Consider the following 22,468-nt stretch of genomic DNA (forward strand, 5'->3'; position numbering starts at 1 on the left):
GCTTGCCTCGGCGACCGATCCGTGCGAGGATGAATCTCCCTTCTACGGAGGCGACGATGTTCGGTTTGGGACTGACGGAAATGATCCTCATCGGCGGGCTGCTTCTGCTCCTCCTCGGCCCCGCCACCAGCCGGCGTCTCCTTGCCCGGGCCCGCAGCCTCTGGTCCGATTACACCCGGCTGCGCAGCGCCGCGCGCAACCCCCTCGATCACCTGCTCAAGCCGAAGGACGATCCGCCCCGCTGAGCCTGCCTTCCTCCTCCCCGCAGAAAAGAAGCCCCTGACGATTGTCAGGGGCTTTACAGCATAGCACGGCAAACAAAGGTTGAGAGTCTCTCGCTCCGGGTCAATCGGGAGGGAAGACCTGGATCCGCTGATTCCCATGGTCGACGACATGGAGAGTGGCAGCGTCCGCGAGGTGCAACAACGTCTGGTGGCTACTGAAACCAAGAGCCAGACCGGGAGCCAGGGAATTCCGACACTGGGCCATGAAGAGCTCCAGACATTGACGGACTGTTGACAGGAAGAGTGGGATTTTAAAAAGAGAGTAGCAGAGAGGGAATAAAGAAGAATCACCCATTTGAGTGATTCTTCGCATTAGCCCCAGTAGTGTCCGGTTAGCAAATTGCATTCACCCAAAGTTGCAGATAATTGTAAATATTTTCACAAGTTAGCGTATTTTTTGCTTGACAAATCGTCGTGAAGTCGGCGCGGTGATTTTCGTAAATACCTATTTTATATGAGGATTTACGAAAATGTCATTACTTGTTCGCTGCCACCGTACCCGGCTTAGCAGGCGCTCCATTGTCCGACTTTTTACCCCGTTCAAGGGCGCTCTCGAACATGCCCCGGTTCTTGAGGCCCGAGGCAACAGGCCACTGCAGATGACGTTTGAAGATCAGTTGAAAATCCTGACCTACTATCACCTCGAAGAGCATTCTTCGGGGCGTCATCTGCTTCAGGTTCTGACGCAGGAAGATTTTGCCGCGACTCATATTGCACCGCCCGGCGGTATCCGGAAAAGCGCCTTCTTTGAGGCGATCAATACCCGAGGGCTGGAGCAGATGATTCATGTTTACGAAGACCTGCAGAAACAGGTCTCACAAAAGATTCCTGTCGCCAAAGACATCTCCGATCTCGGCGATCTGATCGCCGTCGATGGTTCGCTGATTGACGCTACGCTGTCCATGCTCTGGGCGGACTATCGAGACGGAGCCAAAAAGGCCAAGGTTCACCTGGGGTTCGATATCGGTCGTGGTGTCCCCCAGAAAGTCACATTAACCGACGGCAAGGGCGACGAGCGTCCTCAGGCGGAACGGCTCGTGGCTCCCGGTCAGACAGGTGTCTATGACCGCTATTACCAGTGTTACAAAAACTTTGACGACTGGCAGGATCAGGGACGCCACTTTGTCTGCCGCATCAAAGCCAGTTCTCGTAAGACGGAGTTGAGCGCCAATCCTGTTGTCCCCGGCAGTCATGTTTTCTATGACGCCAGGGTGTTGCTCGGCACCAAAGATGTCAACCAGACCGAACGAGAAGTGCGTGTGGTCGGCTACAAGGTTGACCAAAAATCCTATTGGGTCGCCACCGACCGCTTCGATCTGACCGCCGAGCAGATTGCCTTGATCTACAAGCTACGCTGGACGATCGAGTCCTTCTTCGCCTGGTGGAAGCGCCACCTCAAGGTGTATCACCTGATTGCCCGCAGTCCCTACGGCCTGCTGGTGCAGATCCTCGCAGGGTTGATTACTTATTTGCTGCTGGCCATCTACTGCCACGAAGAGCATGGCGAACGTGTCAGCATCAACAGGGTGCGTGAGCTTCGCAACAATATTCGCAACGAGGCCGCCGAGGATGCGGCCGCAGGCTTAGGGCCTCCCGATATCATTGACTTGGACTTCGGAGCCTATGCAACTTCTTAACCGGACACTACTGCATTAGCCCCAAAAAAAATCCTGATTAGGTCCGATTCTCAGCTTGATGCGGATCGCCCCTACAAGAGCCCAAGCCGTAGCGATGAATTGAACAATGGGGCCCCTACATATTGGATGCCCAAGGTGCTCTCGCCCCTCAGCTGAGAATTAGGGCTAATCAGGAAAAAAATTATCTTTGTTGCCGCCGAAACCGGCAACAGATTGGTGCCTCACGCACCAGGTTACGGAGCAATACCCGGTTGCGGGGTGCCACTTGGCGACAGGCTAGTGTCTAGTTGCAAAAGTTAGCGATAGTGTTTCTCAGTTGCGACCCCTTGACCTCTCGCTTACGCCATACAAAAGGCTTGGCGTTGGGCTGATAGGCTTCTATAAAGGCCTCGATGGCCGCACGCAACTGGTCAATGCTTTGAAAACTGGCGTTCTTCAGTGCCTTACGTGAAAGAATGCCGAACCATATCTCGACTTGATTGAGCCAACTTGCAGAAGTCGGTGTAAAGTGAAACATGACGTTTGGGTGCTGCGCAAGCCATTCGTCGTTGCGTTTATGAATGCAATAATTGTCCAGGATCACGTGAATTTCTCGCTGGTCGCTGTCCGGAAGTTCTGAGAGGACCTGATCCATGAAGGCTAGGAAATCAACCCTTCTCTTGAACTCGGTTGTCTGCGTATGCACGGCGCCTGTCGCTACGTTGAGCGCCGCAAAAAGGTTCAGGGTTCCATGCCGTTTGTAGGTGCTCTTTAGGCCCTGGACGACTTTGCCGCTACTGGTACAGACATACCCCTTGGCGCGCTCAAGCGCCTGGATGCTCGGTTTCTCATCGACTGAGATCACCAAGGCTTTTTCGGGGGGCGCCAGGTAGAGCCCGATAATGTCAGCCGCCTTTGGTGCGAACTCTGGATCAGTGCTTACGCACCAACTTCGTTGTCGGGCAAGGCTGATATTGTGCTTGCGCAGCACTCGCCAAATGGCATCATCCGAAGCGCCAAACTGCTTGGCAAGCGCCGGGCCGTCCCAACATGCCTGGCCGGGCGGTGGCGGAAGTTCCAACGCTTTCAGAACTCGCGTTTGAAACGCCTGGTCATATTTCGGCGGTTTGCCAGAGCGCGGGCGATCATATAGCCCGGCAATACCCGCAGCGGAGAAACGGTTCCGCCATTCAATAACCGTGTTCGGGCGCACGTTAAGATCCATGGCGACCTTGCTGACGGATTCTCCGTCAAGGAGTTTGCAGATAATCCGGGCACGTTCAACAAGGCGCGCCTCCATGCTTCGACTGCTTGCCCATTCCCTGAGTGTCTGGCGGTCCTTTTCGCTGCACAGGGGTATTGGAGATTTTCTCGGCATAAGCGACTCCTTTCACGATGGTGGGGGTGAAAGAAGTCTATATTATAACGCTTAGTTTTGCAATTAAACACTAGAACTCCTCCCCCGTCCACATCTCCGGCACAAAGTGCAGCGCCCGGTTGCGGCCGGTCTCCTTCGCTTTGTAGAGAGCAACGTCGGCGTATTTGATCGCCTGCCAGAAGGCCTCGCTGTCACCGGGGAATTCGCTGACGCCGAGGCTGATGGTCTTCTTCAGCGGCCCGTCCGGCGTCGAGAACTTGATCGCCTCCATGTTCTGGCGGATCTTCTCGGCCACGGTCAGCGCCTCGCCGGGGTGGATGTCGACCACCAGCACCAGGAACTCCTCGCCGCCGAAGCGGATGACGATGTCCGCCTCGCGTACGCTCTTGCGGATGATCGACGCGGTCTCCTTGAGGATCTGGTCGCCGACATCATGACCGAACTTGTCGTTGACCTGCTTGAAGTAGTCGATGTCGCACATCACCAGGCCGAGGGTGCGTTTGCGCCGCTGCAGACCAGCGATGATCGGCCCGGCGTGGTCCTGCAGGAAGCGCCGGTTGTAGAGCCCGGTCATCGGGTCCTTGAGCGCCGAGTCGCGCAGGGTATTCATCAGCCGCTTCGCCTCGATCACCGACAGCGCCTGGTTGACGTAGGTCTCCGCTTTGAAGATGCGGGCGTGGACATCGTGGGCATCGACCTTGCCAGTGCTGTCCGGGCGGAAAAGAAACTGCACCACGCCGCCGGTGCGGCCGCCGATGATCATCGGGATACAGACGTGTTCGAGGCCGGTCTCCTGCTTGAACATCTTGCAGACCCCCGGGTAGTTGAGGGAGGAGATCGAATGGCCGGTCTTGCGCGCCCGACAGAGCTCGCAGTTGGCGAGGATATCAGGGTTGCAGGCGAGATCCTTGTTGGCGACGATCGCCGGATAGACCGGCTGCATCTCGCGGTGATTGTCTTTGACCTCGTAAATGACGAACTCCTCGATCCCGCACTCCTTGCCGAAGGCGTCCCCGAGGCGCGAGTAGACGTCTTCCAGGGTCGAGTCCTCCTCGATCACCTTCTTGAACATGGTCATGCCGTAGACCGTCTCCATCAGCTCGTTGAATTCGGAGGAGAGCTGGCCGATCTCGTCCCGTGAGCTGATCTTGATCTTATTGGTCAGGTCGACGTCACCGGTGCCGAGACTGTGAATCTGGTCGATGATCGAGCGGATCGGCCGGGCGAATGCCCCGGCGATCCAGACGGTGAAGAGGGCGAGCAGCAGCACGGCGATGCCGAGAACACCGGCAATGACCAGCGAGGTCTGGCGGATAGTCTGGCCGATGGTGCGGGCGTAACCGGAATAGAGATCCGAAAGCTGGGCGGAATAGTCGACGGCGAGGTTGTTGGCGGCGTAGAGCTCTTCCTGCAGCTGGTCGTGGGTCTTGGCCAGGGTCTCGGGAACGCCGCTCCCCTTTTTCAGCAGTTCGAGCTTGGAGGAGAAGAATGCCTGGTTTGCCTCGTCGATGGCACCGAGCTGGCTGGTCAACTGCTTGAGGAATTCGACTCCGGCCGGATCGTTGCGAACCGAGCTGGTGCGGACCGTTTCCAGCAGCTTGCCGGTATCGTGGGAATAGTCGTTGACCTCGCCCCCCAGGGCGAGGGCGGAGATGAAGCTGCGGATATCGAGGAGGCGCTTGTGGGAGAGATCGGCGGCGCGGACCGCCGCTTCGACGTCACGGGCCTTGAGGGCGCCGGAGGCATCGATGGAGAGGGCCTGCAGATTGCGAATGATCTTCTGCACCACCCGGTCCTGGGGAATCACTTCGTTGATGACCCGGTTATAGCTGCCGTTGATGCTGTACATGGCAACAAAAGACAGCACCGCCATCGCCAGGAACCAGAAGAGAACTCCGACCGAGTAGAGGGTGAATTTTTTCCGGATCGGCAGGTCGACGAAGGTGATGAAGCGGATAAACCGCTTCACGGGGTGGAGAACCCGTAAATCGAGCATGAGAAACCCCTTTCGGCTGACGTTCTGTCGAAAAGGATTAGCAATTGTCGTGCCCTGCTCGTCGCGAGGGTCGCGTGTTCTCGAGTGTCTTTAATTTCCCGGGGGGAAACTTGCCGGCGGACCCAGCGATTCCGGGAGCGCGCCCGACCGGGGGACGTGATTCCGGCAAAAGGCCGGTCCAGGAGGAGAATGTGGTCTTTTGGATTCCTGTTCCAAAGCACGATCGCCCCGGCAGGTGGCCGGGGCGATCGCTTCGCAACAGGTAGCCGGAGGTACCTAGATGAGGGCACGGGTGGCGGCAAGCGCGGCCTGATAATCGGGTTCGGCAGTGACTTCCTTGACGATCTCCCGGTAGGCAAGCTTGCCGTCTTTGCCGATCACGAAAACAGCCCGGGCGAGAAGTTTAAGCTCCTTGATCAGAACTCCGAAGTTGAGGCCAAAGGAGCGGTCCTGGTAATCGGAGAGGGTCTGGACCTTCTCGATCCCGGCATTGCCGCACCAGCGTTTCTGGGCGAAGGGGAGATCGAGGCTGACGGTGTAGACAACGACCGACCCCGGAAGTTTGGCCGCCTCCTCGTTGAACTTGCGGGTCATGGTGTCGCAAACCGGCGTGTCGAGGGACGGCACGACGGTGATCAGCTGCACCTTCCCCTTGGCGCTGTCGCGGGTGACCGGTTGCAGCCCGTTGTCCACCACCCGGAAATCGGGGGCGGCGTCGCCGACCTTGACATCGGGGCCGAGCAAGGTCATGGGGTTGCCTTTGAAGGTGATGACACCGGTACGTTCCTGGCTCATGGGTAAATCCTCCTGGGATAGATTCGTGAAACGGTCATAATTTTACCTTGATACCTCGACCTGTCAACACTACCAGGATTCGTTGGAGTGGGTAAATCCGTGGCAGGTGAAATTGTTGCAGGTCCCCGTCCTCGATATCGCCCCCGGCGTGTAGGTCCCGGTCCCCGGAAGCTTGATGGTCAGCTTCGCTTCGGTCATGGCGGTCGTCGCCAGATCATTGAAGTGGATGCCAGCCGAGTTGGTCAGCTTGGTCGGGTCGTGACACTCGGTGCAAAGGGCAAAATTGGTATGGCTGGTGTTCCGGTTATGCCGTCCAGAGTCATAGCTGTTGTACTGGCTGGTGCCGGAGGCGTGGCAGCTGAGACAAAGGGCATTGCCGGTCAGGGTGGCGAGGCTCCCCGTCGCCCAGTCGAGGGTCGTCTTGCCGCCGTGGCAGCTGACGTTGCTGCAGGTGCCGGTCGAGGGATCGGTCCCATTGGGTGTGAAGACGGGACTGCCGCCGGTCTGCGCCATGTAGCCCCCGGCAACGGCCGGAATCGCCACATCGGCCGGTTCCATCATATCAAAATGTGCCAGGGTCCCGTAACCGACACCATTATGGCAGACAGCGCAGCTGCCGGTGACACCGGTCAAGGCATTGTGCGACGTGTGCGCGCCGGCCCGGTTGGGGCGAACGTTCCCGGCCACACCGGCGCTGGAAGGGGGCGTCGCGTGGCAGGAAACACAGCCGCTCGAGTTGACCACCGGGTCGGCAACATGGCAGACCCCGGCGGAACAGGAGGGACCGGTTCCCGCCGGCAGCCCTTCGAGGTTCGCTCCGTGGCAGAGGGCGCAGGCAGTCGAATAGAGCGCGTTGGGCACGTTGCGGTGGGTATAACTGCCATCGTACCAGTCGACGCTTTCATTCGGCGGCGACATGATAGAAGAGACCGAGGGATGGGCCGTGCCGGTGTTGTGACAACCCTCGCAACCGTTGCCGCCCTGGCTGAAGATACCGATATTGAATTGCGGATTGCTGCCGGCGCCGCCGGCCTCTCCGTGGCAGGGCTGACAGTCGAGCATGCCATTGGGGAAGATGGAAGAGTTAAGGCCCTTGGCGTCCGGACCGTGGTTGCTTCCCAGCAGGTAACTGCCGTCAAGGGCATGGGGAGCGCCGCCGGTGGCACTCCAGGAGCGGGTGCTACCGCTATGGCAGCCGGCGATATTGGTGGTGCAGGTTGGCGGCGTCACCGTGGTGTCGTAACCGAGGCCGGCAACCAGGGTTGCCGCCGGGGTCCCCTCGAAGGCCGCGGTGTCGAGGTTAGCGAAATGGTCAACGGCCAGGGCCGTGGCGTCGTGGCAGGCGCTGCAGGTCGGGCTGTAGCCGGCGGTGTCCGCCCGGCCGCCGGTACCGGCATGGGTAATATGGCGACCGGAGTAATAGCTGTTGTTCTCCGGCGCCTGTGCCGCCGTCCCCTGCTCGTGGCAGGAGGTGCAATCCTGATCGACAATCAGAGAACCGGTCAGCCAGTCGGGGCTGGTCTGTCCGCCGTGGCAGCTGACGTTGGTACAGCTGCCGGTGGCCGGGTTGGCGCCGTCCGGCGTGAAAGCGGCCGCACCGGCTTTGGCACTGTAGGTTGCCACGAAGGCGACATTGGCGGGGGCAGTGGCGTCGTAGTGACTGAGAGTATCACTCCCGGCGCCATTATGACAGGCCGAGCAGTTGCCGGTTGCGGTGGTCAGCGCATCGTGGGCGAGGTGGCCGCCGGCCCGGTTGGGGCGGGCATTGCCGGCCGGGGCCAACCCGTCGGGGGGCGTATTGTGACAGGAGTCACAGCTGCCGGAGACGTTATTGGGCGCCGTGGCCGTGTGGCAACTGCCACAGTCGGGCTGGATCAGACCGCCGCTCTGGGCATGGCAGGCACTGCAATCGGGGGTTCCGGCAATGCTCGCCTGGACATGGCTGCTGGCAACCGTACCGCTTGGCAGCAACCAGCTCGGGCTGAGCGAATGGGTAGCGCCCGGGCCGCCAGAACCATGGCAACCGGTGGTGAGGCCGTTGGCGTTGGTGTGATTGGCGTCAAAACAGCTCGGCGCCGCCGCGATCGGGCCAATCCCGGGAGCGGTGGTGCTGTGGCAGAGCTGGCACCCCGGGGTATTCAGCCCCCGGTGGGAGGAGGCATAGTTATTGTCCTGGGCGTCGTTGCCGGCGCCGGCGTCATTGCCTCCCTGCCAGTTGGTCGGGTGGGCCTGGGCAGCGCTATGACAGCCAGAGCAGTTGCCGGACGGATTGTTGAGAATCAGCGCATCGGCGACGAAGCCGCCGTCAAAGATATTGTCAGGCCGGCCGTGGCAGTTGCGGCAATAGAGCTGCTTGCTCTTGGCCAGGGGGCCGTGGTTGGCCGGGTCGGTAAAGGGAGCGACGTGATTGCCCGGTGCCGGCGGATCGACTCCCGGGTGGCAGGCAACGCTGCCGAGAGTGGCGCGCAGGCAGCTCGGCCCGCCAGCGCCCCCCTGCAGGGTCGCACCATGGCAGGCCGCCGCAGCGCAGCCGGTCCAGCTGTAGCTGTCGGCAAATCCCTGATGGTCGGTCACCACGTTAGTCCACGCGAGTGGATGCAGGGCAAAGGGCGGTCCGGCAAGGTGACAGTCGTAACAGGAGATCCCGATCCTCCCCCCCTGAAAGTCCAGGCCGTGGCAGAGGGTACAGGAGGCAAGGTCCGTCTTTGCCTCGGCACCATGAAGGGCCGCCCAGTTCTGGGGGTGGACCGGGCCGGGCCGGGGCCCATCGGAATTGCCGCTGGAGCAACCCCCCAGCAGTGCAAGCAACAGCAGCAGGGGGAACAGACGGAATCGGGTGTTCAGCATACGCGTCTCCTTGCTCGATCAGCCGTGACAGGGGGCACAGGTACGGGCCGCCTTGGGGTTGCCGTGACAGCGGTAGCAGGAGGTCGGGTCGAGCCGGCCGTCCATCTTGTGCCGGGTCAGGTAATCGCCCCGGTGCGGCATGCGCCGGTAGGTATCGCTCTGGTCCTTGACAGAAGGTTTCAGCTCGATGCCAGTGGCATGGCAACTGTTGCAAAAACTCTGCTGGTGACACATGGCACAGACCTGGGCGCTGCGACCGGCCACACTGCGATGGCTTTCGGTAAAGAAGGTCGTGTGATTGAAATCGACGTAGGCGACATGGTCATCGCGCGAATCGTGGCAATCGGTGCACATCGGCCGGTTGCTGCCGAGCTCCGCCTCCGGTGGGTGCTGGGTGGGGAAGACATACCCCCGCTCCAGCCCGGCGCAAGCATAGAGAAGGGTGAGAGGGAGAATCAAGACGGCGAGGACAAAGAAGAGTCGCTTAGGCATATATCTGCTCCTGAAGGAAGTCGAGGTACCTTGTCCGCTTAGCGGCCGAATCGGTAACTGGCCACCAGCATCCCTCGCCAGTCGCTGTCGAAGTTGGGATCGGAACTGTAATCAGCGGAGAGTTTCAGCTCCAGGTGGTCATCGAGAAAACGGTGACCGGCGCCGAGGGAGGCGAAGAAAGAGCCGTCCTGGCCGTAGACCGGCTTGTCGTAGGAGGCATAGAGGAGATCGCCGCTGACAAAGGTGTGCGGCAGATCGATTGGCTTGTCCCAGTAGAAAAAGAGCCTGCCGAGCAGATAGTTGTTGCTGGCGGCATCCCCCTGGCTGGTGCCGATTTCCCCCCCCGCCTGGGTCAGCTCCGCGCCATGCCAGGTGAGGATGGCCGCGTAATAGGCGGCCGAATCGTTGTTGACATCGTAGTTGAAGAACTTGACCTTGGCGCCGACCTCCCAGCTGCCGAGCCCGGTCCAGAGGAGGTCGGTGCCGTAGGCGGTGAGCGCCTCGTTACCCTGGCTCAGGATATAGAAGGGGTTGGGGGTCTCTTCCCCGGCGGCAAAATAATCACGATAATTGTAACTCTCGAAAAAGGGGCGGAAGTGAAAATCGCCCAGCGAAAAACGCACCTCGTAGAAGTTTTCCCCCCAGCCATCGCTCTCCAGGTTGTAGCTGGACTTGCCGGAGAGGCTGATACCGGCAGGGAGCGCAAGGGCCAGATCGATCCCGACCTGCTGATCCTCGGTGACGCTGTCATTGGCAACCTGCTGGTAGGAAACGCCGACTTCGTAGCGGGTGCCGAAGTGATGGGCGAGCCGACCACCGTAGATGCTGTCCCCGCTACGGCCGGCGGCCGTATCGAGAGCGACCGGCAGCCCGCCGTAGGCGGAGAGCGTAAAATAGGGACCGAGATCGGTCCGCAGGGAGAGCCCGTCAATACTGTCGTTCGCCAAGCCGGCGATCACGTACTGGCGGCCAAGGCGTAGGTTGAAATTGCTGAACGGCCGGGTGTATTCGAGGTAACCGTAGAGGAGTTCGCCACTCGGATCATCACTGTAATAATCGCCGTTGCCGAGATCGGCCCGCCCCCAGCCGTAAAGGTGGAGCGAAAGCCCGCGGGCGTTGAGATTGCCGGCATCCGCCTGCAGGTATTCGTAAATCGGCAGCACCGCGGCATCCCTGGTCGTCAGCGTATCCCGCTGCATGAATCGGAACAGGGTCTCCGATTGCAGCGAAATTTCTGCCGCCCCGACCCATCCCGGCCCGAGGAGCAGCAGACAACCGACAATGAAGATTACCCGTGAACGGCGTAGCACTGTCCTGCATGCGTTATCCATGTCTCCTCCTTGGCGGTACCTGTTAAAAAACGACACCGGCAGTAGTCCAGCACTTCCGGCGCGTCCTTCGTATATACCAGAGACGGACTTTAATACAACTTTATATAACCGAATTGGTCATTTTTCTGGAACGGAATTTCAATCGAGCGGCGGTAGAGTCTTCAGGTCTTTCGGGAGGTTCTCTGATTACAACGGGTTACCCTGCGGGCGGGAGTACCGAACTCCCCAGGGTCCACTACACAATACCCCCTTTACCCTCTGGCGAAGAGGGGAATAAATCGATCTGTTCAATTATCAAACAGGAGTTGTTACTGGCAACAGGGTGATAAGCGCAACATCTGCTGCGAACCAGCACAGGGGCTGGCTGTGTGGATAGGCGCCGGCCTCCGTTAGCCACAGACGCCGCAACGGCGGCAGCCCGCCTGACAACGCGGCGAAAGCTGTTCGGTCAGACCACGCTGGTACTCGGCCCAGAGATAGTCCCGCCGGACGCCACTATCGAGAACTTCCCAGGGAAAAGTCTCTCCGGCAGCGCGTTGTCGGTGCACGAACCAGGACGGCTCGAACCCGGCAGCGGCACAGGCAGCCCGCAGAGGACGCCCGGACGCCAAGGCGGGCAGGATGCGTCCGACCCGGCGATCGCCGCGGGAGAGGAGCGCCTGCAGGGTCGCGGCGCGCAGCGACTCGGAGTGCAGCTCGACGTTGCCGAGCCGGGCGATGCCGCAGCGCAGCTGGCCGAGGCGGGCCTTGAGAATGGCATCGGCGGGCATCGCGGCCCACTGGAACGGGGTGAAGGGCTTGGGAATAAAGGGATTCACCGAGAGGGTAATCTGCCCGAGCCGGCCGCGCCGCTTCCCTTCGACCAGCCAGACCTCCCGCACCCGGCCCACCAGGGCGAGGAGTTCCTCGATGTCGCTCTCCTCCTCACCGGGAAGGCCGATGAGAAAATAGAGCTTGAGATTGGGAATGCCGGCGGCGGCCAGGCGCTGAACTGCGGCGAGAATCTGCTCCTCGTCGAGATTCTTGTTGATCAGGTCTCGCAGGCGCTGGCTCCCCGCTTCCGGGGCGAGGGCCACGGTGCGGTGCCCGGAGGCGGCGAGCGCAGCGACCTCTTTCTCGCTCAAGGCATCGATGCGCAGGCTGGCGACCGAGACCTTGCCGCCGGCGGCGAGGATCGACTCCTCCAGTTCGACGATCTGCGGGTAGTCGGAAACCGCGGCACCGACCAGCCCCTGCTTGGGGTGATGACAGAGCCCTTCGCCCACCTGGCGCTGCAGATTCTCCAGGCTGCGCTCCCGCGGCGGCAGGAAGAGAAAGCCGGCGGCGCAGAAGCGACACCCCCGCGAGCACCCCCGGGAGATCTCGGTCAGGGCCATGTCGCCGAGCTCAGTCTCCGGCGTCAGGACGAAGGAGCGGGTATCACTGGCATCGAGGTCAGCCTGCCAGCGCCGCGCGACCCGCGCCGGGGCCGGCGGCGCGACCTCGACATCGGTGATGAAACCATCCGCCGCCTGACGCACCGTATAAAAGGATGGCAGGTAGAGTCCCGGCACCTCGGCCAGGCGGTCCAGCAACCCGTCCCGCGGTCCGGCGGCGAGCAGGACCGCCAGAAGGTCGGGCAACAACGGCTCGGCCTCGCCGATGGCAAACAGGTCCATGACCTCGGCCAGCGGCTCCGGGTTGAGAAAGGCACAGACCCCGCCGCAGAGGATCAGGGGATAACGGTCGCCGCGCTCCTCCCGCCAGAAAGGGATACGGGCCAGCTCGAACAGGAGCGGCAGGTTGAGGTAGTCATTCTCGAAGGAGATCGAGAAGGCGACCAGGTCGAAATCGGCCAGGGGGCGCCTCGATTCGAGAGAGAAGAGCGGGTAACCGGTTTTCCGGTGTTCGGCGAGGTCGTCGGTATCGGGGAGGAAGAAGCGCTCGCAGAGGGTATCGTCCCGGCTGTTGAGGAGCTGATAGACGGTCAGAAAACCGAGATTGCTCATTGCCTGGTGATAGGTGTTGGGATAGACCAGCGCCACGCTGAGCCGTCCCCCCCAGGGGTTGGCGTGGCAACCGCTCTCCGCCTCCAGGCGGCGGCGTGCCTTGTCGAGCAATTTTCGCGACATCCGATTCCATTACCGGCAACAGGGGGAATATCTCATGGAGCTGAGGCAAGACTCGTTTCCGATTCGGAAACCACGCCGTGCCCAGCTGGGTTTCCCGATGGACACAAGACTACACCAACTGGACCCTTGCTGCCAAACAGGTACGCCTGGCGCACAAAAAAAGGGCCGCCAGGGGCGGCCCGGTTGACGAGGGAGTCGTCAGGCATTGCAGCGTGGAACAGATACGCCCCCGTGGCATGCCGGGCGGAGAACCGGCACAGGACGGCGTTCTGGCGAAAAAAACCAAGCGATCAGCGGTCAGCGGTCAGCGATTAATCGACCCGCTTGCGCAGGAAGGTCGGAATATCGTACTGATCCTCGTCGCCAGCCACGGTGCCGAGGCTGCGCGGCGCACTCTTCTGCCGCTCGCGGATGAAGGTCGGCAGGTCGCGGTCGATCTTGCCCATGGCGACGGCCGCCGCATTCTTCTTCAACTCCTCGGCGTGACGCTTGTCCTTTTCAAAGGAGGCCCCGAAACCGGTGGCGATGGCAGTAATCTTGATGCGCTCGCCGAGGTCTTCGTTGATCACCAGGCCGATGATGATATTGGCGTCCTCGTGCACCTTCTCATGAATGATGCGCGACGCCTCGTCGAACTCCTCCATCGTCATGTTGGAGGATCCGGAGATATTGACCAGCACCCCGCGGGCGCCAGAGATGTCGATATCCTCCAGCAGCGGGCTGCTGATCGCCATGTGCGCCGCTTCCGCGGCCCGCCGGTCGCCTTCGCCGACCCCGATTCCCATCATTGCCATGCCGCGCTCGCTCATGATCGCCCGGACGTCGGCAAAGTCGACGTTGATCAGGCCGTGGGTGGTGATCAGATCCGAGATCCCCTGCACCGCCTGGCGCAGCACGTCGTCGGCCGGCTTGAAGGCATCGAGGATGCTCATGTTCTTGCCGGCGAGGCCGAGGAGACGGTCATTGGGGATGACGATCAGCGAATCGACCACTTCCTTGAGCTGGCTGACCCCCTCTTCCGCCTTCTTCAGGCGCTGCCGCCCTTCGCGCGAGAAGGGCTTGGTGACGACACCAACCGTCAGCGCCCCCGACTCGCGGGCGACCTCGGCGATGATCGGCGCCGCGCCGGTGCCGGTTCCGCCGCCCAGGCCCGCGGCGATGAAGACCATGTCGGCGCCGGCGAGGACGTCGGCAAGCCGGTTGCGGTCTTCCAGGGCCGCCTCCCGGCCGATTTCCGGGTTGGCCCCGGCGCCGAGCCCCTTGGTAAGCTTGGCGCCAAGCTGCAGCTTCATCGGCGAGCGGCTCGTCTTCAGCGCCTGGGCGTCGGTGTTGCAGGTGATGAACTCGACCCCCTCGATCTGGGACACGATCATGGTATTGACCGCGTTGCCGCCACCGCCACCGACCCCGATCACCTTGATCTTGGCTGACTGATCCACATTCTCATCAAATTCGAACATGACTCCCTCCCTTCTCTGGTTACTCCGGACACTCTCCGTAGCGCCGGATTGTTGAACCTTCTCCGCGATTGCCTCTTGTTCCTTGAACTGCGATGGGAATCAGAAAAACTCCCCGAACCATTCTTTCATCCGCCGCACCACCTTGTCGAAGATATTCGCCTCACCGACACTGAAGTTGCGGGTCTGCAGATTGCGGCTGCCGTACTTGACGAGGCCGACGCCGGTAGCGTAGATCGGTGAATTGACAACGTCGGTCAGACCACCGATATCCCGCGGGTTGCCGCGGCGCACCGGCAGGTTGAAGATCTGCTCGGCCAGTTCGGGCATCCCTGGCAGGATCGAAGTCCCGCCGGTGATCACCACTCCCGAGGCGATGACATCCTCGAACCCGCTCTTGACGATCTCCCGGTTGACCAGGGTGAAGATCTCCTCCACCCGCGGCTCGAGAATCTCGGCGAGCAGCTGGCGCGAGAGGATCCGCGCCTCACGGCCACCGACGGAAGGCACCTCGATCGTTTCGTCCTTGCCGACCATCGAGGTGAGGCTGCAGCCGTACTGCTGCTTGATCTTCTCCGCCTCGGCCATCGGCGTGCGCAGACCGACGGCGATGTCGTTGGTGAGATGGTTCCCCCCCAGGGACAGCACGGCGGTGTGCTTGATCGCACCGTCGACAAAGATGGCGATATCGGTGGTGCCTCCGCCGATGTCGATCAGCGCCACGCCGAGTTCCTTCTCGTCCGGCGAGAGGACCGCCTCGCTGGAGGCGAGCTGTTCGAGGACGATGTCGGCGACACCGACGCCGGCGCGCTGGCACGACTTGATGATGTTCTGGGCGCTGGCGACCGCGCCGGTAACGATATGGACCTTCGCTTCGAGGCGCACGCCGCTCATCCCCAACGGCTCCTTGATGCCGTCCTGGTCGTCGATGATGAACTCCTGGGGCAGGATATGGATCACCTCGCGGTCCATCGGGATGGCAATCGCCTTGGCGGCGTCGATCACCCGCCGCACGTCGTCCTTGTTGACCTCGCGGTTCTTGATCGCAATCACCCCCTGCGAATTGAAACCGCGGATGTGGCCGCCGGCAATGCCGGCAAAGACCGACTTGATCTCGCAGCCGGCCATCAGCTCGGCCTCGCGCAGCGCCTTCTGGATCGCCTCGACGGTGCTCTCGATGTTGATGACGACGCCCTTGCGCAGGCCCTTCGACGGGCTGGTGCCGATGCCGACGATGTCGAGCCCCTCGTCGGTCATGTTGCCGACGATTGCGCAGATCTTGGTCGTGCCGATGTCCAGGCCGACAATCAGGTTTTCTCCTCTTCTGCTGCTCATGGTCCTCCCCTTCCCCTCGCTCTCGTGTCCTAGCCGCGGCCGTTACGGAGGGTGTCCACCTTGACGATCACCCGGTCCGTAACGTTCAAGTCGATGTATTTCAGTCCCGTCAGCCGCCCCTGCAGCTCCGGATAGATGCGCTCAAGGCGGTCCAGCTTGCCGCGAAAATCGCGAAACCCCATCCGCACCGGCACCCCGCCCACCAGGGTATGGATACTGAGGCCGTCCTCCCGGTCGAGATGAACCTCCGAGATTTCGTCGAGGGTGAAGACGCGACGGCCGGCCAGCTCGGCGAGCAGGTTCATCGCATCCCTGAGCAGGGCATGCGCCTCACCCGGGTTGTCGAGTAAAAACTTGCGGTCGATGCCGGTCAGGGCCGGGTAATTGAGACGGTCCTCGCCGCTGAGTACCTTGAAAATCTCGCCATTGCCGTCGATATAGTAGAGATAGCCGAGGTTGATGATCGCCTGCGGCTCCCGCTCATGGACTGAAATGACGACCTCGCGCGGAAAGACTCTGCGCACCTCGGCCGTCGCCACCCAGGGATTTTCGGCGATCTTGCGCCCGATCGCTTCCAGGTCGAGGTCAAAGATATTGACCCCGGGGCGGATATCCGAGAGGCCGATCACGTCGTCCTCCAGAAGGCGCTGAAGGTTTTCGACCCGGATCGCGGCGACGGCGAAATAGTCCGAATGAAAGACCGTCCGGCCGGCGAGAAAGGCAGCACCGACCAACAGGATCACCAGCGCCAGCTTGCCGAGGAACAGAGTGACGCCGAGCCCGCGATGGAGCAGCTTCCTCCAGTCGAGAGGCTGTTTTTCCCGCTTCAGGCGGTTGCCCTTGACCCGGGCCGGCTTGTCACTCTTGAAATCCCGCATCGCTATCCTTGCTATCGCCTGACCACTACTTGTTCAACCCGGCATCCTCGAGGATACGCAACACCAGTTCCGGAAAATCGATGCCGGCCTGGCGCGCCGCTTTGGGCAGCAGGCTGGTCTCGGTCATTCCCGGGATGGTGTTGACCTCGAGGCAATAGAATTCGCGCTCGCGCACCATGAAATCGACCCGGGCCGCCCCCCGGCAGCCGAGGACCCGGCAGGCCTGTAGTGCGACCTGCTGCAGGCGGGCGTAGAGGGCCGGCTCCAGCGGCGCCGGCAGCAGGTACTCGGTCTGGCCCGCCGTATACTTGGCCTGGTAGTCGTAAAATCCCCCTTTGGGGACGATCTGGATTACCGGCAGCACCGCTTCACCGAGGACGCTGACGGTCACCTCCGCGCCCGGGATATAGTCCTCGATCAGCAGCAGGTCATCGTGCTCCAGGGCCTCGGCAACCCCGGCCTTCAGTTCGGCGGCATCGTGCACGATGTGAACCCCGATCGTCGACCCCTCCCGGGCCGGCTTGACCACCCGCGGATAGTGCCGGCAGCGCTCGGCCAGGGCCGCCACGTCCTCACCGCGATGGAACACCTCGAAGGCCGGAGTCGGCAATTCATGGTGCAGCAGCAACTTCTTGGTCGTCACCTTGTCCATCGCCACCGCCGAGGCCTGGACGCCGCTGCCGGTATAGGGGATGCCGATCAGTTCGAGCAGGCCCTGAACCGTGCCGTCCTCACCGAAGCGGCCATGCAGGGCGATGAAGGCAACCTCGACGCCAGCTTCCGCCAGCTGCTGCGGCAGATCGCGGCCGGCATCGATCGCTACCGCCCGGTAGCCGGCGGCGACCAGCGCCGCATGGACGGCGCGACCGGTCCGCAACGAGATCTCCCGTTCCGCCGAAAGGCCGCCGAGGAGTACACCGATCGTCTTCTTTTTCAGCTCGTCACGTTGCATAGTATCCTGTTTCCGGACCGCAATTTCAGGTCCCGGCCGGGGAACTCTCCGGCTGCCGCTGTTTCAGCAATTCCGCCAGTTCCGCCCCGACTTGCCAGACGTTGCCGGCCCCGAGGGTAATGACAATATCGCCGGGGCGCACCTGCCCCAGCAAATGGTCGATCACCGCGGCCTGCTCCGCCAGGTAATGGGCGTCCCGATGACCATGGCCGGCGATGCCTGCCGTCAGCGCCCGGGCATCGACACCAGCAATCGGCTCCTCGCCGGCGGCGTAGATATCCATCACCAGCAGGGTGTCTGCCTGGTAAAAAGCGGTGACAAAGTCATCGAACAGCGCCCTGGTGCGGGTGAAGCGATGGGGCTGGAAGACCGCCACCACGCGCCGGTCCCAACCGGAACGGGCCGCCGCCAGGGTCGCCTTGATCTCCGCCGGGTGATGGCCGTAATCGTCGACCACCATGATGCCGCCCGCATTGTAGCGAATCTGGAAACGGCGCCCGACGCCGCCGAAATCGGCGAAGCCCGCCGCGATCTCGGCAAAGGGGAGCTCGAGTTCCATGGCGACCGCCACCGTGGCGAGCGCGTTGAGGACATTGTGCCGCCCCGGCATGCGAAAGGAGATCGACCCGAGACGTTCGCCGCGACAGAGGACGGTGAAGGAAGTCTCTCCTTCCCGGTGCATGATCTCGGTCGCCTGGTAATCGGCCTGGGTCGCCAGGCCATAGCTGATGAAACGCTTCCTGACCTGGGGGATGATGCTCTGGATGTTGGGGTCGTCGAGGCAGAGGACCGCGGCACCGTAAAAAGGGACCTTGTTGATAAAATCGACGAAGGTCGCCTTGATCTCCTCCAGGTCGTGATAATAGTCGAGGTGGTCGAGGTCGATATTGGTGACGATGGCGATGGTTGGCGACAGCTTGAGAAAGGAGCCGTCCGACTCGTCGGCCTCGGCGACCAGGAACTTCCCCTGGCCGAGCTTGGCGTTGGAGCCGAGCAGGTCGAGACGGCCGCCGATCACCGCCGTCGGGTCGAGGCCGCCGTGGGAGAGGACTGTGGCGATCATGCTGGTGGTGGTGGTCTTGCCGTGGGTACCAGCCACCGCGATGCCGTACTTCATACGCATCAGCTCGGCGAGCATTTCGGCCCGCGGAATCACCGGCACCAGCAGGCGATGGGCTTCCTGCACCTCGGGGTTGTCAGCCTTGACCGCCGTCGAGGTGACGACCACGTCGACCTCCCGCAGGTTCTCGGCCCGGTGACCGTAGGCGATTTCTCCTCCCAGCTCGCTCAGCCGGCGGGTGATTTCGCTCTCGCGCAAGTCGGAACCGCTCACCTGGTAGCCGAGGTTGAGCAGCACCTCGGCGATGCCGCTCATGCCGATGCCGCCGATGCCGATGAAATGAATTTTGCGAATCTTGCCGTACATAATTAATTACCTTCTCGGCTCAGCCATCAGTGAACCGTTTTCATAATCGCCCGGCACTCCTTCAGAATCAGGTCAGCCGCACCCCGTTTCGCCAGCGAGCGGGCAGCACCCGCCATGCTCTGCAAACGCTCGCGGTCGGCGAGCAGGTCGCCCACCAGGCGGGCCAGGAGTTCGGCGGTCAACTCCGCCTGCGGCAGCATCAACGCCGCACCGCGCCGCGCCAGGGCCTGGGCGTTACCGGTCTGATGATCGCCGGTGGCGTGGGGATAGGGGATCAGCAGGGCCGGCCGGCCACAGGCGGTCAGCTCGGCAATCGTCGTGGCGCCGGAACGGCAGACAACCAGCTGCGCCGCGCCATAGGCGGCCACCATGTCGTCGATAAAGGGAACCACCTCGGCGCTCCAGCCGGCGGCCTGATAGCCTTCCTTTACCCGTTCAAAATCGTCACTGCCGGTCTGGTGCCGGATGCGCAGCTGCCCGCGCAGGGGATCGAGGCCGGGCAGAGCGGCCAGCATCAGGTCATTAATGGCCCGGGCGCCGCGGCTGCCACCGAAGATGAGGAGGGAGGCCCCCGACTCGGGGAGCGGCGGGCACTCTTCCATGCCGCTGCGCAACGGATTTCCGGTCACCACCACCTTACCACGATGGAAGGCGCGGTCGGCATCGGTAATCGAGAGACAGACCCGATCGACCCAGGCGGCCAGCAGGCGGTTGGTCAGCCCCGGCCAGGCATTCTGCTCGTGAATCAGGGTCGGTGTCTTGCGCAGCAGCGCCGCGACCAGCGCCGGCGCCGAGGCGTAGCCGCCGACGCCGACCACGACATCGGGGGCAAAGCGATCAAGCACCACCTGCGACTGCCGCACGCTGCGCACCAGCTTGGGGAGCAGACCGAGCTTGCTGCGCCAGCCGCGGCCGACCACCCCTTCGATGTCGACGGTCGTCAGCGGCAGACCGAGCTGCGGCAGCACCCGGGACTCGATACCGCGGGCGGTACCGACGAAATGGACCTGAGCCTCCGGGTCCGTGGCCAGCAACCGCTGGGCCAGGGCCACGGCCGGAAAGAGATGTCCGCCGGTGCCGCCACCGGCCAGCAATAGTTTCATCGCACCTCCCCCGGGGCGTGACTGGAGACGTTGAGGAGGATGCCGACCCCCATCAGGGTGGTCAACAGGCTGGTCCCGCCGTAGGAAAGAAACGGCAGCGCCAAGCCCTTGGTCGGCAGCATCCCCATGACGACGGCGATATTGGTAAAGGCCTGCAGGCCGAGCAGCAGCGTCACCCCGAAAGCGAGGAAGCGGCCAAAATCGTCCGGCGCGGCCAGGGCGGTGCGGATACCGCGCATCACCAGCAGCAGGAACATCGCCGCCACCACCAGCACGCCGATGAAGCCGAGCTCCTCGCCGATAACGCTGAAGATAAAATCGGTGTGCGCCTCGGGAAGGAAGAAGAGTTTCTGCTTTCCTTCGCCGAGACCGTTGCCGAAAAGACCACCGGTGCCAAAGGCGATCCAGCTCTGGATGATCTGGAACCCGCTGTTGGTCGGATCGTCCCAGGGGTTGAGAAAAGCGAGAATCCGCTTGCGCCGGTAGTCGACGTTCATGACCAGGAAATAAAGGAACGGCAGCGCCAGGATCACTACCGACAACAGGTAGCTGAGGCGGGTACCGGCCACCAGCAGCATCACCATGGCGACCGCGGCGATGGTGATCGCGCTCCCCAGATCAGGTTGCAGCAGCAGCAGCACCAGCAGCAGGGCGAGAACCAGCATGTAGGGGATAAAGCCGAGTTTGAAGCTACGGATTTTTTCGCGTTTCTTCGCCAGGGAGTGGGCCATGTAAAGGACCATGCCGAGCTTGACCAGTTCCGCCGGCTGCACCGAAAAGAGGGGCAGACGAATCCAGCGCGAGGCGCCGCCGGCGTGGGAACCGATGCCGGGGATCAGGACTGCCACCAGCAGCACCCCGCAGAGGAGGAAGAAGGGGACGGCGAGCCGCCGCAGGCGGCGGTAGTCGAAGTACATGAAAGCGGCCATCACCAGGAAGCCGATCAGGGCAAAGAGCCCCTGGCGCTTCAGGAAATAGAAACCGTCGCTGTACTTCTTGGCGGCCATGATCGACGACGCGGAATAGACCATCACCACGCCGAAGCAGGTGAGGGCTACGGCGAGCAGCAGGATCGTGGTATCGAATCCCCGGCGCACTTCCACGGTCAGTTCTCCCCCTGTTCCGATAAACCCCGCACGGCGCGACTGAAGACCTCGCCCCGTTCCTCGTAACTCTTGAACATGTCGAAACTTGAGCAGGCCGGCGAAAGGAGGACCGAGCCGCCGGCGGGCGTCTCCTGCCGTGCCAGGCGCACTGCCGCCGGCAACGAATCGGCGCGCAGGGTGCGCGTCAGGCCGCCGAGTTCGGCCGCGATCCGCTCCGCGGCCTGGCCGATCAGGATCAGGCAGGCGACCTTCTCTCGTACCAGGTCGGCAAGGGGCGCATAGTCCCCCCCCTTGTCCTTGCCGCCGGCAATCAGGGTGACCGGGGCGGAAAGCCCGGCCAGACTCTTGACGACGCTGCCGACATTGGTTCCCTTCGAGTCGTTGTACCAGGTCACGCCGTCGAGCACCCGGACCAGGACCATGCGGTGCGGCAGGCCGGGAAAGTCACAGGCGGCCTGCCAGGCCACTGCCGGCGGACATCCTTCGAGGAGTGCAGGCAGCAGCGCCGCCATGACGTTTTCGAGGTTGTGAATCCCCTTCAATTGCAGCTCGGCCGCCGGAAACCGGACTTCGGCGCCGTTCTGGCGCCAGACCAGTTCACCGTCGGCATAGCCCATCCCCTCTGCCAGCAGCCGCGTAGAATCGAACCAGACCTTGCGGGCTAAGATCGCGGCAGCTGCCTCCACCACCAGGGGGTCGGCGGCGTTGAGGATTGCCACCTCGGCGGCCGTCATCCTTTCGAACAGGCGCAGCTTGGCGGCGACGTAGGCGGCCATATCCGCATAGCGGTCGAGATGGTCCGCGCTGAGGTTGAGGAGCAGCCCATAGCGCGGCTGGAAAGTCTCGATCGCCTCGAGCTGGAACGAGGAGAGTTCGGCGACCAGGTAGTCCCAGTCCTGGCGCTGTGTCGCCTCGATCAGCGGGGTTCCGAGGTTGCCGCCGACGAAGGTCTTCTTCCCCCAGGCGCTGAAGACCGCACCCGCGACGCTGGTCGTCGTCGATTTGCCGTTGGTGCCGGTAATGGCGACCAGGGGCGCCGCCAGTTCGGCGGCAGCGACCTCGACTTCCCCAACCACCCGCACCCCGGCGCTGATCGCCGCGGCAATCGCCGGCAGCGTCAGCGGAATGCCGGGGCTGACCACGACCAGGTCGGCACCGGTGAAGAGCGCCGTGGTATGGCCGCCGAGGTCGAGACGGACCCCCCTGGCGCGGAGCGCCTCGGCTTCCGCCAGTTCCGACGCCGGACGGCGATCGGAGAGGGTGACACGTGCGCCGCGTGCGAGGAAATAGTCGCAGAGGGAGCGCCCGGTGCGCCCGGCACCGACAACCATCACCTCTTTTTCCGCATACGTGACGCGCAT

17 protein-coding genes and 1 pseudogene are annotated in these 22,468 nt (G+C 62.4%); 2 read left to right on the forward strand and 16 right to left on the reverse strand.

What is annotated here, in order from left to right; all coding sequences use genetic code 11:
* Window positions 1-56: 56 nt before the first annotated feature.
* The gene (locus DBW_RS13565; RefSeq protein ID WP_066728022.1) at window positions 57-245 is read left to right on the forward strand and encodes a hypothetical protein; all 189 of its coding nucleotides are present in this window, start codon (window positions 57-59) and stop codon (window positions 243-245) included.
* 100 nt (window positions 246-345) lie between these two features.
* Here the strand turns inward: DBW_RS13565 and DBW_RS18590 are convergent, their stop codons facing one another.
* Window positions 346-489, reverse strand: a complete 144-nt coding sequence (locus tag DBW_RS18590) for a hypothetical protein (protein ID WP_157471899.1) — start codon at window positions 487-489, stop codon at window positions 346-348.
* A 265-nt stretch (window positions 490-754) separates the two neighbouring features.
* On the opposite strand from DBW_RS18590, the pseudogene DBW_RS13570 reads away from it, so the two are divergent.
* Window positions 755-1,855, forward strand: a pseudogene (locus DBW_RS13570) (IS4 family transposase); the annotation flags it as partial.
* Between the two features lie 349 nt (window positions 1,856-2,204).
* Here DBW_RS13570 and DBW_RS13575 read toward each other — a convergent pair.
* The 15 genes from DBW_RS13575 to murD all read right to left on the reverse strand — a co-directional run bounded on the left by DBW_RS13575 (window position 2,205) and on the right by murD (window position 22,468).
* On the reverse strand, window positions 2,205-3,278 hold the full coding sequence (locus DBW_RS13575) for an IS630 family transposase (RefSeq protein WP_082820209.1): 1,074 nt from the start codon (window positions 3,276-3,278) through the stop codon (window positions 2,205-2,207).
* A 70-nt stretch (window positions 3,279-3,348) separates the two neighbouring features.
* Window positions 3,349-5,274, reverse strand: a complete 1,926-nt coding sequence (locus DBW_RS13580; RefSeq protein WP_066728023.1) for a GGDEF domain-containing protein — start codon at window positions 5,272-5,274, stop codon at window positions 3,349-3,351.
* A gap of 276 nt (window positions 5,275-5,550) precedes the next feature.
* Entirely contained in the window at window positions 5,551-6,069 is a 519-nt protein-coding gene (gene tpx / locus DBW_RS13585; RefSeq protein ID WP_066728024.1) for a thiol peroxidase, read from the reverse strand.
* A 69-nt stretch (window positions 6,070-6,138) separates the two neighbouring features.
* Window positions 6,139-8,916 (reverse strand): CxxxxCH/CxxCH domain c-type cytochrome, encoded by a 2,778-nt coding sequence (locus DBW_RS13590; RefSeq protein ID WP_066728025.1) that lies wholly within the window; start codon window positions 8,914-8,916, stop codon window positions 6,139-6,141.
* 18 nt (window positions 8,917-8,934) lie between these two features.
* On the reverse strand, window positions 8,935-9,408 hold the full coding sequence (locus DBW_RS13595) for a cytochrome C (protein ID WP_066728026.1): 474 nt from the start codon (window positions 9,406-9,408) through the stop codon (window positions 8,935-8,937).
* A 38-nt stretch (window positions 9,409-9,446) separates the two neighbouring features.
* Window positions 9,447-10,739, reverse strand: coding sequence for a hypothetical protein (locus DBW_RS13600; protein WP_157471900.1), 1,293 nt, complete (start codon window positions 10,737-10,739; stop codon window positions 9,447-9,449).
* A gap of 389 nt (window positions 10,740-11,128) precedes the next feature.
* Window positions 11,129-12,850, reverse strand: coding sequence for a radical SAM protein (locus DBW_RS13605; protein WP_066728028.1), 1,722 nt, complete (start codon window positions 12,848-12,850; stop codon window positions 11,129-11,131).
* A 311-nt stretch (window positions 12,851-13,161) separates the two neighbouring features.
* Window positions 13,162-14,310, reverse strand: coding sequence for a cell division protein FtsZ (ftsZ, locus tag DBW_RS13610; protein WP_066728029.1), 1,149 nt, complete (start codon window positions 14,308-14,310; stop codon window positions 13,162-13,164).
* A gap of 99 nt (window positions 14,311-14,409) precedes the next feature.
* Window positions 14,410-15,642 carry a cell division protein FtsA gene (gene ftsA / locus DBW_RS13615; RefSeq protein ID WP_066728031.1) on the reverse strand — a complete coding sequence of 411 codons (1,233 nt, stop codon included), beginning with the start codon at window positions 15,640-15,642 and terminating at the stop codon, window positions 14,410-14,412.
* A 29-nt stretch (window positions 15,643-15,671) separates the two neighbouring features.
* The gene (locus DBW_RS13620; RefSeq protein ID WP_066728032.1) at window positions 15,672-16,520 is read right to left on the reverse strand and encodes a cell division protein FtsQ/DivIB; all 849 of its coding nucleotides are present in this window, start codon (window positions 16,518-16,520) and stop codon (window positions 15,672-15,674) included.
* Window positions 16,521-16,545: 25 nt separating this feature from the next.
* Window positions 16,546-17,472 carry a D-alanine--D-alanine ligase gene (locus DBW_RS13625; RefSeq protein ID WP_066728033.1) on the reverse strand — a complete coding sequence of 309 codons (927 nt, stop codon included), beginning with the start codon at window positions 17,470-17,472 and terminating at the stop codon, window positions 16,546-16,548.
* Window positions 17,473-17,497: 25 nt separating this feature from the next.
* Window positions 17,498-18,898 (reverse strand): UDP-N-acetylmuramate--L-alanine ligase, encoded by a 1,401-nt coding sequence (murC, locus tag DBW_RS13630; RefSeq protein WP_066728035.1) that lies wholly within the window; start codon window positions 18,896-18,898, stop codon window positions 17,498-17,500.
* Between the two features lie 26 nt (window positions 18,899-18,924).
* Window positions 18,925-20,001: an undecaprenyldiphospho-muramoylpentapeptide beta-N-acetylglucosaminyltransferase gene (gene murG / locus DBW_RS13635; protein WP_066728043.1), complete on the reverse strand. Its 1,077-nt coding sequence runs from the start codon at window positions 19,999-20,001 to the stop codon at window positions 18,925-18,927.
* The gene (gene ftsW, locus DBW_RS13640; protein WP_442856866.1) at window positions 19,998-21,110 is read right to left on the reverse strand and encodes a putative lipid II flippase FtsW; all 1,113 of its coding nucleotides are present in this window, start codon (window positions 21,108-21,110) and stop codon (window positions 19,998-20,000) included. Before ftsW ends, murG begins: the two co-directional genes overlap by 4 nt.
* The gene (gene murD / locus DBW_RS13645; RefSeq protein ID WP_066728049.1) at window positions 21,107-22,468 is read right to left on the reverse strand and encodes a UDP-N-acetylmuramoyl-L-alanine--D-glutamate ligase; all 1,362 of its coding nucleotides are present in this window, start codon (window positions 22,466-22,468) and stop codon (window positions 21,107-21,109) included. Before murD ends, ftsW begins: the two co-directional genes overlap by 4 nt.

Source organism: Desulfuromonas sp. DDH964 (assembly GCF_001611275.1).
Lineage (GTDB): Bacteria > Desulfobacterota > Desulfuromonadia > Desulfuromonadales > DDH964 > DDH964.